The following is a 13,853-nucleotide window of genomic DNA, read 5'->3' on the forward strand; positions in this document are numbered from 1 at the left end:
CCATGCGTGTTACCGGCTTTGCGCTGGCGGCAATGTTATTGGCCAACTCGGGCGCCGCGGTCGCATTTGGTTTTCGCGGCGGCGCTCGCACCAGCGTCCACGGCGGCGGCGGCGGCGGCGGCTTTCATGGGAATGGAGGGGGCTTTCAGGGCATGCAGCGTGGCGGTGGAGCCGGCGGAGCGCCAGGCGGCGGCCAGCATGTGGGCGGACCTCCGGCTAATCACGGTAACGGTGGTGGTCAATCCGCTCATGGCGGCGGTGGTGGCGGCGGTCCTGAAAATAATGGCCATGCGCAAAGCGGAGGCGGCGGACAAAACCACGGGGGTGGTGGGCAGTCGCATGGCGGCCAGAGCGACCATCACGATGACGGACACCATGACGATGGGCATCACGACGACGGGCATCATGATGACGACCATCACGACGATGGACACCACGACGATGGACACCACGACGACGACCATCACCATCACGACGACGGCTGGTACGTGGACCCGGTCGTGGCAGGCGTGGCTGTCGGCGTAACGACCGCTCTCGTGGTCGGAACGACTGTCGCCGCGTTGCCGCCGAAATGTTCGGGTTTTGTAGTCAACGGCGTGGCGTACGAGCAATGCGGATCGACCTGGTATCAGCCGCAGTATGTCGGCGCGCAAGTGCAGTACGTGGTTGTCTCGCCGCCCAGGTAATCGTCGCGCGATATGACCGCGGCATCGGCGTTATCTTCGCCGCCTTGACGCGAGTCGAGCAGATACGACAAGGGCCGCATTAGCGGCCCTTGTCGAGTTGAACTGGCTACAGCAGTGCCCACCTGAATTAGATGTGTATACGCAATCTCGCGGATACAAAAATTCCCTTTGAAATCATGAGACTTGCGCTCGGCAAACGCTTCTCCCCTATGGCCGCTTGGTCCCAAGATGGCAGAAAAATGAGCCACTGAACCGCCCCGGGAATCGTGGAGGCTGGTTGGTTTAAGTTATTGCGTTTTCGGCGACCGGTGTTTCAAGCTGCCGATAGTAGTTTGCCTCAGCTTCAGCAGGCGGGATGTAGCCGAGGGGTTCCATCAATCGATGATGATTGAACCAGGCCACCCATTCCAGCGTTGCCAACTCGACGGACTCCCGTGTTTTCCAGGTACGGCGATGAATCAGTTCGGCCTTGTACAGACCGTTGATTGTCTCGGCCAGTGCGTTGTCGTAACTGTCGCCACGGCTACCAACCGAGGGCTCGATGCCCGCTTCGGCCAGTCGCTCGCTATAGCGAATGCTAACGTATTGCGATCCCCTGTCAGAGTGGTGAATCAACGTTCCGTCGTTGTCTGGTTGGCGAGCGTACAGGGCTTGTTCAAGTGCATCCAGAACGAAGTCTGTAGTAATCGACGAGCTGACGCGCCAACCGACAATCCGCCGGGCGAACACGTCGATCACGAAGGCCACATAGAGCCAGCCCTGCCACGTCGAGACGTACGTGAAATCAGAAACCCAGAGCTGGTTTGGCCGGTCTGCCCTGAACTGCCGGTTGACCCGATCCATCGGGTGCGCGGCTGCCGCATCGGCAATGGTTGTGCGAACACGTTTGCCTCGCATCACGCCACGCAAACCCAGTTGCTTCATCAGCCGTTCGACCGTGCAGCGAGCCACCGCGATACGCTCCCGGTTCATCTGCTTCCAGACTTTATCCGCTCCGTAGGCCGGCATGTTGGCTTGCCAGACACGCTGGATCTCCGGCCGCAGGCGTTCATCGCGTTTCGCTCCGGCACAGCGGCGCGACGGATCGCGAAGCTGTGCAGCATGGCGCCGGTAGCCCGACGGGGCAATCCGCAAGACCTTGCAGATCGGCTCGACCCCGAAGGTGTCGCGATGCTGATCGATGAAGGCCTTCAGGACTTCAGGCGGCGGTCGAGCTCCGCCTGGGCGAAAAACGCACTCGCCAGTTTCAGAATCTCGTTGGCGCGGCGCAGTTCCTTGACTTCGCGCTCCAGCGCCTTCAGACGTTCGCGTTCCGACGTGCTCACGCCCTCCCGTTCGCCGCTATCGACTTCATCTCGTTTGACCCACCCCAGCAAAGTCTGGCTCGTGCAGCCGATCTTGGGGGCGATGGATTCGATCGCTGCCCACTGTGACGGATACTCGCCCCGATGCTCTTGCACCATGCGCACTGCACGTTCCCGGACTTCAGCAGAAAATGTGTTCGACTTGTTCATGGCTCCATTTTCTCAAGAGTTGGAGCCTCCACCAAATCCGGGGCGGTTCAGTTCTGCGAGTAAGAGGTTTATCCAGCGCGCGTATTCTGGAGTTGGAGACGCGGAGAAGTGTTCCCAGCGATAGTTGTAACCGGAAGCTGCATTTTCCCGCGGTGCTTGCCGATGGCTCGGTCGAACGACACAGCGTGGGCAGCCTTCTTCGGCGGCTGCCATCAGGCGTGCCGCCAATGAAGCGCTTCGACTTGCTGGTCTCGCGCAGGGCGTCGCTTGGCGGGAAAACTGCATTGTAGGCAACGCGCGGTGGGAAGCGATATCGCGTGGCGCTGCGGCTTGCAGAAAGCATTGCTTCCGAATACCGCCATATTGGGGAACAGTTGAAATCAGTGGGAGTTGCGGTCAAAGTCGATTTCGATAACCTTTGCCTACTGCTTGAGGTGCTGGGCGTCGATTCCAGCCGTCTTCAACGCAGCGTCAATCATCTTCAACTCCTAGCCGAAATCAAGTGGCCACTCCTCGCCGTCGCACCGCACGGTCATGCCGTTGTGTGTGGATTTTTCTCCGCACTCGCACGAATGGTGGCATGTCACAGGACGTATTTCCTGACAAGGAGAAGGGAATCATTGCGTACAAGGTCCATCGCAGATTTCCAAGCGGGGGCTCGGGCACAACCCTTCAGTGTTTGTCCATAGCAACAAGCGTTTTCGCTACGGCCACACGCAACAGCGGAGTGGCGAAAAAATTCACCCGGCCCGAGCGGGGCCCAGCGCCGCTCTGCAGGTCGTGCATAAGGGCGCACAGAATACCGGCAAGAGGCCGCCGATGTCCCCACAAATGCTTCTTCCCCGCCCCTTTTAACAGGCTGTCGAGAGTCGCAAGCTTCTGCTCAACGAGAAAATCCGCTACGCCACGGAGCCCATCTAACAGATAGCTTAGGAATCTTCGCGTACCAACTGTTGGAGTTGGATGCGTTGCCACCCAGTGTGACGCTACAGCCAAAGCGTCCCCTGTTGCAGCTCCATTCCCAATTGCCTACGGACTATCGAACTCGGCCCATGAAGTCGCCCAAAGGTTGGCCCAACGCGCGAGAAATACCCAACAGGAAGGTGCGAAGTGTTCCGCGCCCTTCGCTAATGGTCTCGATAGACGCCTTGATGGCGGGAACAGTGGTCCTCGGAATCGGTAACTGGAAGGGGTTATGCGCGATGCGCGTCCAATCGCGCGCGAATCGCTCGGCCAGATGAAAATTGAATAGCTCCTGGCAAGCGGCGCTCGCATCGCTCAGCACGGCCGAAGTGAGCCAACCCTGCATGCGCAGGAGTTCGGCCGGGGGCAACCCATCAAGTATCAGTTTGGCCGCGGCGCCACATCGTATTCCAACACCACTACTGACATCCGCGACAACGCCCCACAGCACGTGCCTTTCTTCCACCTGCGCACCGACCTGAAGTTGGCGTACCAGCGATTCGAGCCCCTCCGGCGCGGCGGACATACTCCTGCAGGCGTCAAGCCATTTCTCTAGATGGTCGCCGAGCGCTGGACCCGCGCAACACGCACCCGCTACCAGTAATCCCAGCCACTGCCTGGCGTCGACCGACTCTTCCGCTGTGATTGCCGGGTCTCGTTCCATTGCACGAACGCCGAGACGCTGAATCGTCGCCGTTGCTGCGAGAAACTGCACGAGGTAACGGATAAACACAGTGCCCGCGCCATCGGCAAACGAAGCAGCGAGTTGTGCCTCTGCGACAAGCCACCGTGCTTGGGGAAATTGCGACGCAGCCAAGCTTGTCACTTCAGGATTTTCAACTAAGGCCGCTCCGACACCGAGACAGGCTGACAGCTTTGCCACCTGTCCACGCGTGAGCGCGGTGCGAAGGGCTTGTCCCGCAGTGGACTCGGGGACCCTTAAGCCCGGTGAACTGGCGTAGCCTGGCTGAAACTTTGGCTCGTGCTCTGACGACGCCCACAACACTTTCTCAATGCGTCGGTGCACCTCGGACGCTGCTCTTTGCAGCGCCTCGCCCCGTTCGTCCCCCTCGTCCGAAGCTGAAGCCGGTAACGAGTTGACTGCCTCAGCCAGTATTTCGGCAGCTATTCGTTGGCGACCACCCAGGGAAGCCGCTAGTGAACAATCGACCAGCAATCCGAATCCGGTCCATGAATCAGCCGTTGCACCGGCTGCTGCAGCCGCGCCCCGGAATATTTCCTCCGATTTCCCCCACATGCCAAGCCGCGCCGCACTGATGGCCGCTCGCCGGTATGCAAACGGGTCTAGCGCAGACTGGCTCACATCAACCAGACGGCTCCAAAGCTCCACAACCTTCTCATAGTCGTTAATTTGAAACAGTACATTGAGACGCTGCTCGCCAAGCACCGCGGAGTACCCGAAATCTTGCTCGGCCGCATCGAGCAGTAGGAGCGCTTCGTCTGCGCGCGACTGATATTCGGTTAGTACTATAGCTTTGGCCTTGGCCGCCTCCCTTCCTACGTTTGGTGACGCTCTACGCCTCGCGTACTCATAGATAAATTCGAACAGCTCTAACCATGGAGCCCAATCCGTATCATCGTCGTACTCAGCGACCCATGCACTCTGAACAAAAGCGCCTGAAGTTTGAACGAAGGGCCATTCAAGAACCACATTGAAGTCACGCCGGAGTTCTTCGGTCGCGCTGATGTCAAACCACTCAATGAACTCACGCAATGTCGTTGCACGTCTCACCCAGCGTGCGCAAAATGCCAACAGAATCTGAACCTGCGTTCCGGACGCTGGAATACCACCTTGGATGGCGTCACTCTTGCCAAGAAACGATGCAAGGCCATCCGTGACAGTTGCACCGATTTCGCCCGTGATGCTAAGACTGCTGAGTCGACGTATTGCATCAAGCCGCATTTGGATTGGCAACTTCGCGGTGCTCGCTATCGCCATGGACGTCCACATCACGACCTGCATGCCCAGCAACATCTCGGCATGCGAGACCCGCTCAGTTTCTTCCACCCAGCGAGTGCCTATCTTCGATAATGTTTCCGATTCCAGCGTGATAGCAACGCTGAACTGAAGCATTCTGAATGCCGCACCCGCCACTGCATCGTCAATGACGCGCGCCCCAGGCTCGAGTGCCGCGTAGGGCAACCAGAGCAGATTGCGCTCTACTGCTTCGCGTGCCCCGTCGTCCTCGAGAATTCGAAGTTCCATAGCCGCCTGCGCAAGGCGTCGCGGCTCATGCCCGACGAAGGCATGGAAGAGCAATGCCGCCGCCTCAGAGGGGCTGAGCGTGCCTTTACGCCGTATCGAGTCGTATAGTCGGATGTGCGCGATAGCCCGTTGCTCGGGCGACCACGCCTCTCCTGCCGCGCCAATAAGCAACGGGGTCGTGCGAAACCAATCGTGCTCGACGCAATCGAGCCACTTGCCGGCGAGGCGCTCCAGGACGTCGCCGGGATTTCTGATTCCTCCGACCGACTCCGCGAGTTTGACGGCAACGCTTCTGTGCAGCAACACGCTACACTCGGAAGCGCAATACAAGAACTCAACGACTTCCGGTGCCCATGATTCGCTTAACAATCGGCGCGCCAGCTGGCGAACGGAATCTGAGGCCGACGACACGGCGCCAATGTAGCTCGCAGTTGGTTGTGGCCAAGCTTGCTCAGACAGTTCTGCGACGCGCACCTGAACGAGCTTCGGGTGGCCAGCCGAAAGTGCGTGGATGGTGCTCCCCCAAAATCCAGCATCTGCCAGCGAGCAACCTTCCTGAATACAGAGTTGCTCAACTTCACCGGGTTGCAACTCCGGTACTTCAATTATTTCGATGCCCTCCCATTCGACCATCTGTGCGGATTCTGTGGCATCTCCTTGCGCACTTATCAACACCGCACGACCAGACGCCCGCGTCCGATGGAGCACCAGTGCCAACGAATCGCGGTATGCACGATGGGCCAACGGGCTGATATCCAAGTCATCAATGACAACGAGAGCAGGGCACGCGCCACCGTCAATCTCGCCAGCGAGCGCAAGCAGCAAGTTGTCGACTTCGTCCAATTGTCGACCAGTAAGATTTATCCACCAAGCATTGGGGCAAAGCTCATTCGCGACAAGTTGTGCTACCGTCGTTTTGCCTTTGAATACGGTGCCGGTTAATACTATCGAACGACGCTGATTGACCGCTGCCTCGATGCGCCGAACGAGCTCTGCCCTCTGGATGAGCGGGCTCGGTGGCCGCGGCACCTTGTCCCTGAGAAATCGCAGGAGGCCCGCTCCAGGGCGAGCCCCAACAAAGAGGTCTGAGATTTGGTCGACGGGAACCGGTAAATAGGCGGTCGTAGCTTGCTCGATTTGTTGCAGTAGGTCACCAAATGTGAGGCGTCTCTCGGTCGATGCCCTGAGAACAATAACCTGCCAAAAGCGAGACTCAAGCTGCTGCCTTACCGTTGCTGCGAGCGCGACACTACGCCTGTGCTGGTGCAACAGAACACGAATTCGGTCGTCGACACTCCGCTGAACCGTCTCAATGTCAGGCTGGTCGGTCAGCCAGTGAAAGCGACGATACAACCGCTCTTGCAGCTCGCACGAGCTGGCTGACGCGATAAATCTACCTAGTAGCGACTGCCCAGGAAGATGAGTCCGCAGATAACTAGCGACAGTCGCGGACATCTCTTCGTTGGTGCACGCCACTCTCCAGGCTTCCAGTCCGCTGAGACCACCGAAGCTTCCATCCCGCTCGATGGCCACGGGGCTAGTCGTAAGATAGTGATATTCAATCTCGCGCCTGGGTCCCTCGCGGTTAACGCCCAGAAGTGCTCGAGCGCTTCTCTCGCCTTAGCCACACTCAGGGAGATGGCCGCCTCGGTATGCCTCACCTGAATCGTGACAGCCGTATCCGTGCTGACCACATCGAAATCTTCGGCACCCTCAAGATAAATCACCTGGTCTGCCGTGGTCAGCTGCAACCAAGCATCGATGGAACACCACGCTTGATAAACGGTGCCGCGTATCGAAGGAACCGCCTGTCGGCGGACATTCCCGGGCAGTTCCCCTGGAAACCCTTCGTCATACTTTGGCATGGTTGACTCGGTCACAATCGCTTACTCGGTGCCGACATTAAAAGATAAATTGTACTGGGACACTTCGAATTGCCCCCAAAGGTTAGCCGCTGCGCAGTTCGCCTAATGGTTGGCCAGCGAGGTTGAATCGCCTGTGCGCGTGCGCGACGTAAGCTAGAGGGCGTCTACGCTGGATATCGTTCAAACCTCCTATTGATGACAATGCACCATATACTGCGCCCAAAAAACTTAGTCCGGTGCCAGCGAAAGCTGCTGGGTTGTCCGCTGGCGTTGCTGTCCATTGAAGCCCGCTTCCCGTCAGGGGAATCAATGCGCTGAACGCTAGTTTTTTCCAGCTAAACCGCATCGCATCGCAGAGCTCGTCTACCTGAAGCTGACTCTCACTGACAAAGGCGCGAACGGCGTCAACTCTATCGTCCGCGTCTGGCAACATCGCGATTTGCGCCGAACGCGCCTCAATCATTGTTCTGAGGGCAGGTAACAGCGCGCCATGTCTAGATTTGAATTCAACCAGCTCAGCTAAGGTTACCTGTCCTTCGGGCACTGGCAGAAGACACTCAATAATCTGATTGCGTGCCTTCTGATGCTCAGGCCTCTTGCCGCGGCGAACAGCGGGGCCGTATCCAAACAGGCTCCCATATTCCCATCTATTGGTCACGGGGGCGGCATCTATCTCGTCCAAGCCGCCAAGACATACGGCGAGATACGCCATAAAGAGGTTCGCCACTGGCGTATCTACGCTGTACCACGACGAGTCGTGTTGCTCTGCAAGGCCGCGCTCAACCAAGACTTCGGGAATTTTTCCGAGCTTTTCGACATGAATACGTGTACGCGGATGTGGTTTGGTGTCAACGCGCAACCTTCCAATCCGTTTCAGCCTCGTATCGAGAAGCTCGATAAATACGGTTTCGAACTGGCCTACACGATAGAGAAACTGTGCCGGAATTATCGGCGTGACCAGTTCTGCATCTACCAGATTGCGCATGAAATCGTCGAGGTCCTCTGGCCTGTTGGCGTACTCAATCGGAACAATCGACGACAGCTTGTCCCAGTAAAGCAACGTGCGCACGGTCCATGCGCTATTGGGGATGGAAATATACGGGAAATAGAGTGCGTTGTTGCGCATAGTGTTTCGGCTGTCTACTAAGTTGAACCGTGCGGGTCTTGGCCTGACACGAACTACGCAGACGGTCCGAGCTGCGACGGTTTGATTGAAAGCCATTCCGCGCCACTAGTCAGCAACGCGGACGTCGTGGAAAGGACAAGCGTAGCATCGCTGCGGCTATACCATTCTGGGTGCCCCTCATTGAAAACGTCCAGCAGTTATTCGCCAGAACCTCGAGAATCGACCTTTAGAGTTTGAAGAAGCACATCTGACAGCCGCGCACCGAGTTCCGGATGCAGTCGAACCACCTTTGCAATCTTGCCACGCGTGCTGGCAACCGAAGGCATGCCCGCCCGAGTCCCGGACTCAACGCCTCTTTGACCTGATGCACCTGTGCTCTGATTCGGCGGCGCTCATCCTTTGGTAATGCCGGGCGAACATTCACCACGAGACTATTGACTGTTACGCGATGGTTCCATCGAGAATGCGTGCTCGGATATCATCTGCGTTCATTTTTTGGAGATTTTCGACAATAGGGAACTACCGAATTCGGGTTCGTGCATGTGTCACTCGCACGGTGAATATTCACTTTGTCAGCCAGTGCATTCTTCTGGTCGTGTGAAGAGCACCGACAGAGACACAGAATGTCCCGATGGTCGACGGTTGACCGGCAATTCAAGCGAGCCACTACTGACTCGCCAAACGCCGACATCATCGTGAACGCATGCAACCAGTAGCGTGACCAATGCGAAGAGTTTTGGACCGAACGGAATTAGCACAGGATTGAAGTTCGTCTTCAGCATGTCGACAAGCGAGTTCAGTTCGTGGAAAAGCTGCGCCGGCTCTGTGATTTCGTACGGACGGCAACGACCGTCAACCTGGATAAGGTTAAGGAGAGACTGATTTGCTTGACGGACGCTATCGTAGTATTCCGGAATCGGGCTTTGTGGGTAAAAAGCCCACGTCGCATTATTGATTTCCAGATGGTCGACAACTCCGATAGCCTTACTTGGCTCATAGCCAAGGCCGACAACAGCAGCAGGTGGTCGGTCCGGTCTCGTTGTCCAGCCCGCAAACTGAGCGATTACGGGCTCGACCGACACGGTCGGTGCAGTTTCCTTGACAGGTGGCGTGTAGCTCGCGATTGAGTAGTGGAATGTCACGCTCGCGGACCTTACTTCGAGGCCGCGTATTGCATCAATCAGATGAGCGAGCCGAAATCGATTCAGGCAGGAGATATCAATGTCGATGGTTACATCTCGCGCCATGTCGGCGAAGGCGCTAAAAACACCATCAATTGCCTGCCTAAAGGCATCGTCAGAAATCTCGAGCAAAGAAAATCCGTGCTCTACGAACCACGCCTTATTGCGAGCATACTCGAGCTCCCGTTGCGTTACAAAACCCAACGCGACCCTCCGCTGGGCATGTTCGAACACTCGTTCCGCGATAGCTTGCGCGCGCCCTTCGTACCCACACGCACAAAGGAACAGGTCCGATTGTCGCTCGCTTAAGACACCGCCTTCCCGAATTTCTGTGATTGCAAGCATGTCAGTCCACGTCGAGAGAAAGTTGCTTCGGCTCGGAACGAACATGAGTTACCGGCTTCGGTTTGCTGGAAAGGAGGTTGGACAATCTTGTGGACTTTCCTTTTCTAAGAAGCAATCCGTACTTCGCACCAAGGAGGAAGCTTAGGCGAAGCTTAGTGTGCAACATTTCCCCCACAATAGCCTTCGATGAAGACTCGTCAACAAGCATGACTGCACCACGGTTTACAGCAGAAGCCAACAACTCTTGGACTTGTATCGATACATTCTCATCGACGATAAACGTCAATGCTGGGTCAATGCTAAAGCTTCCGTCCATCAAATCTGAATGAAGGCGAGTTCCAATTTCGTCCAGAAGCGCATCCAGCGCGAACACTTCACCTTGCGGTCGATTCGCCTCGACAGGAATTGTTTTCATCAAGGCGATAAGCCGGTCTGCTGCAGCCTCAATCTCCCGAGCCTGCTCTACGGCTGGGATTCGCCGCTCTCCACTGCGGACAAGGAAATTTATGAGCGGCGAAGCTAATCCAATGAACCACCGGGGATTGCCTTCAGTGATTGCGAAGATTGAATCGGCCCCAGCATAAAGTTCAAGGGTTTTCCGCCTTCTGACCGAAACACTGCCCTTCTTCGACTCGTGGAAGTAGAAGTCCCGAAGTGCGGCGATGGGCGCAGCTTTGCGGAGTACGCTATCGCGCTTGTGCGCCCACATACTCTCCGCAGCTGCTAGGTCAATATTCTTCGCCCTCAGATAGCCGGAAAAGCTTTTGTCCTTTTTCACCAGTGAAAGAAACACCTTGTGCCAAGGTTCGCCTGCGCTATACGGACTCCTCTTGCGAACACCACGATTATCCCGAGGTTCGAAAATGGAGCGTCCGAATGCCTCTTCGGCCGAAATCGTCAATCCATGTTTTGCTGTCAGAGAGTTCCACAGAGCCCGACAGAATGTTTTGGAATCGGCGCGGTCAAGGTACCAAAGTCGGACCTGTACAAAGTCGTGGCCAAGGGCTGGTCCTTCTGGAGCAAACAATGCTCGATAGGCCGTCGCAGATACGGGACTGATGGCTAGTTTGAGATACAAACGATGGTCCGGCACCCGGAGTGCAGAAAAAAGCTGCCCAACTATCCAATCTGGCGCGGTCTCTAGCTCATCAAAAAGGAGAGCCCACTTCGCGCCAGACTCACCGACTGCCTGGTTGAAGATTTCGCAAATATTCGCGCAGATATCCAGAAAGTCGAGATGCAAGAATTCAAGTTCTGCGAGCCGTTCGGAGCATTGTTCGTGACTAAGCAAACTGCACGAGTTGGCAAGCGCGCGAATATCCGACAGCCGATTGCGCAGTGATTGCCTCACCGACAATAGACTCGGAACGTCGGGACGCACCCTCAAAACACCTGACAACGTTCGGGCGAGCGCGGCCTCTTCTTCGCCGGTGAGCTGAACACACCGGTATGCATATTTCGAACCGACCCGCGATGCCATCGTCTCCAGCACTGCATGAACGACGTGCGTAGTAAAACATGCAAGAACAAGTGTGCGATGGTTCTGCTCGCTCAGCTTGCCGTACCCTAGCGAACTCAGTTGCTTTGACCAGCTTATGTCGGACGCGATGAAGACCCCGCTGTACTTGATTTCAGCGCGGAACGCATCAGCTTTGGTGCCGGTCCATGCCGCCAGCGCCGCAGGCTGCAACATTTTCAACAGGGTCGTTTTGCCGCTCCCCCGTGGACCAACGAGCACTGCCGGGTATTCACCCGCCAGTTGCCCGAAGTGGTCAGAATACACAAATCCATCTGCGACTTGAGCTGGGCCGAGATATTTTGCATTGAACGCCTCAACGCTGAGGGCGATTTCAGTGTGGCCGGATTTCATTCTTCGGACCTCAGCCCCAGTTCTGACGGCAAACCACTGTCGGAACAGTTGATGTTGATGTTGTGGTCATCGCGCAGTGCCTGCAGGACAGCGTTCAGGCGCTTCGGCGTAAGGTGCGCCAAATGCGGTTGCTGCTGCAACATATCGCTCCATCGGACCAACGGGCTTGAGCCGACGGACTGTGCAACTGCCCGTGCCAGAGGTTTGATTCCGCCGTTGTAGCCGAAGCCGGAGCGGCTCGGAAAGCCGTTGTTAGCATTGCCGTAAGACTCCCAGCCCAAGCCTGAAACCCAATGCCAAGACTCCACCGTCCCACATAGTTCTTTGTCGTCGCCGAAGCACTCTGCTTCGGCCATATGGAAATAATTTCGGGACACGGTGGCGTTCGCCCCCTCAATCCGGCCCGAGAAGCTTCCACATGCGAGCACAACCGGCGGCTGCAAATCGCCCTTCGCGGTCTCGATTTTCGGATGGTGTTTGTGACCATGGATGACCAGCCACATGCCGGTATCGGCCAACGCGTCCAGAAACGCCTGACCATTCAGCATGATGTCGTTGCCGAGCTTGAGCTCGCTGTGGACGTGCGGATGATGATGGCAGACCGCGATGCTGATTTCTGCTGCTCCACACGCCTTCAGGTCTCTACGGATTTTTTCGAGCGAATACTCGGTTATCGCCCCAAGTTCCAGTTCATCCCGATGTTCGTGAAGCCAGCACGAGTTGAGGACGAGGAAACGGGTGGGTCCGATAGTTGTGATGTAGTAGCCATGCGCCCAAAAATGGTCTGCGAGCGCGTCATCGCCGATTGGGAAACGCGGCGCTAGGCGCATAAGCATTTCGCGTGGAAACGTCCCGTCTACTCGTCCCCGCGAATCCACGTCGTGGTTTCCGACTGTCGCGATAACCTCTTTGGCGCCAAGCATCTCCTTCAGCTTGTGAAGTTCAGCCCAAACAAAGCGCAGTGCACCGCCGTCGGCCCGGTTGGTCATATCGCCAGGGCAGACGACGAAATCTGCGGTCAGGCGTTCGCGTTTTATCAGCTCGTGAAGCGATGACAGGGGACTGTCGTGCGTGCCGAACATGTCCGCGTCTGAATACAAGCGCACTTCGGTACCCTTTGGGTCGCTGGTCCTAGGAGCAGCGTGAAGGTCACTGAGAACGGCAAGCTTAATCGGCGGCAATGTCGTGGCTCCGCGTCTTCTATTGGTAGTTACGCAACTGGTACTCTCGAACCGCCTTGCGACCTTTCGAGAACCCGGCAACGCTGCGCCTTACCGGCGCGTACGTTAACTGCCAGCCCGGCAACGCTTTTTTCAGTGTGTGTGCCTGATTGTACGAGATGAGTATGCGCACGCCTCGCGAGTCGGCCGACCTGACCTCTTCGATGAGCCTGTCGACATCTTCGTCAGCAAATGCATTCCAGCCATACTCACCGCGATTTCTGGACGAGCCGTAATAGTACGGAGGGTCCAGGTAGACGAAATCGCTGTCTGTCGCTATACGGATAGCTTTTGCGAAGTCACCACAGTACAACTCAGCGCCCTGCAGGCGCTTCGAGAATTCCCGTAGCCCGTCCAAATCCGGAAGTTGGCCCGTGCGATATCCGCCAAATGGCACATTGAACTGGCCGCGAAGGTTCTCCCGATACACCCCATTGAAGCAGTACCGATTGAGGAACAGGAATCTGGCGGCGTCAAACGCCTTGTCGGTTCCCGGTTGCGTGGCACGCAGTTCCAGGTATGTTTCCTTCGTCGGCTCCCATCCGGTCAAAATCGCCGAGACGGCATCCGGGTCGTTACGGAGCGCGTCATACGTCGCGATGAGGTGCGGGTTTACGTCCGCGAGAATGGAGCGGGCCGGGTTTAAGGCCAGAAATAGACAGGCCGAGCCGCAAAAGGGTTCGATATACCGGCCGACGATTTCCGGCGACAGGCTTGTCAGTTTGGGGAGTATCTGTCGTTTGCTTCCCGCCCAACGTAAAACGGGCTTCGTCGGGACACAGAAAGTCATCTGGATTTTGGGAAAGTGTTGCGCAGAGCGATTCTAGACTACATCGGCCGAAAATCGTAACGCAGC

Annotated in this window: 8 protein-coding genes and 1 other annotated feature; all 8 genes read right to left on the bottom strand. The window is 56.8% G+C overall.

Features of this window, described 5'->3' with window-relative positions; all coding sequences use genetic code 11:
* Window positions 1–35 precede the first annotated feature (35 nt).
* A complete protein-coding gene (locus LFL96_RS18430; RefSeq protein ID WP_280996615.1) occupies window positions 36–611 on the bottom strand; it encodes a hypothetical protein in 576 nt (191 codons plus the stop codon).
* Window positions 612–968: 357 nt separating this feature from the next.
* Window positions 969–2,200 (bottom strand): IS3 family transposase gene (locus LFL96_RS18435; RefSeq protein ID WP_280996616.1). Its coding sequence is split into 2 segments (ribosomal slippage): window positions 969–1,912 and window positions 1,912–2,200, totalling 1,233 coding nucleotides; the frame shifts between segments, so codons are not numbered across the junction.
* Window positions 1,806–1,922 (bottom strand) — a sequence feature (AL1L pseudoknot). (Overlaps the previous gene by 117 nt.)
* Window positions 2,201–3,236: 1,036 nt before the next feature.
* The gene (locus LFL96_RS18440; RefSeq protein WP_280996617.1) at window positions 3,237–6,923 is read right to left on the bottom strand and encodes a hypothetical protein; all 3,687 of its coding nucleotides are present in this window, start codon (window positions 6,921–6,923) and stop codon (window positions 3,237–3,239) included.
* Between the two features lie 414 nt (window positions 6,924–7,337).
* A complete protein-coding gene (locus LFL96_RS18445) occupies window positions 7,338–8,381 on the bottom strand; it encodes a hypothetical protein (RefSeq protein WP_280996619.1) in 1,044 nt (347 codons plus the stop codon).
* Window positions 8,382–8,953: 572 nt separating this feature from the next.
* Entirely contained in the window at window positions 8,954–9,907 is a 954-nt protein-coding gene (locus LFL96_RS18450) for a hypothetical protein (protein ID WP_280996620.1), read from the bottom strand.
* 1 nt (window position 9,908) lies between these two features.
* Window positions 9,909–11,777, bottom strand: a complete 1,869-nt coding sequence (locus LFL96_RS18455) for a hypothetical protein (protein ID WP_280996621.1) — start codon at window positions 11,775–11,777, stop codon at window positions 9,909–9,911.
* Entirely contained in the window at window positions 11,774–13,039 is a 1,266-nt protein-coding gene (locus LFL96_RS18460; protein ID WP_348638400.1) for a metallophosphoesterase, read from the bottom strand. Before LFL96_RS18460 ends, LFL96_RS18455 begins: the two co-directional genes overlap by 4 nt.
* Window positions 12,978–13,787 (bottom strand): Dam family site-specific DNA-(adenine-N6)-methyltransferase, encoded by an 810-nt coding sequence (locus LFL96_RS18465; RefSeq protein ID WP_280996624.1) that lies wholly within the window; start codon window positions 13,785–13,787, stop codon window positions 12,978–12,980. Before LFL96_RS18465 ends, LFL96_RS18460 begins: the two co-directional genes overlap by 62 nt.
* Window positions 13,788–13,853 lie beyond the last annotated feature (66 nt).

This window comes from Paraburkholderia sp. D15 (assembly GCF_029910215.1).
Classification (GTDB): domain Bacteria; phylum Pseudomonadota; class Gammaproteobacteria; order Burkholderiales; family Burkholderiaceae; genus Paraburkholderia.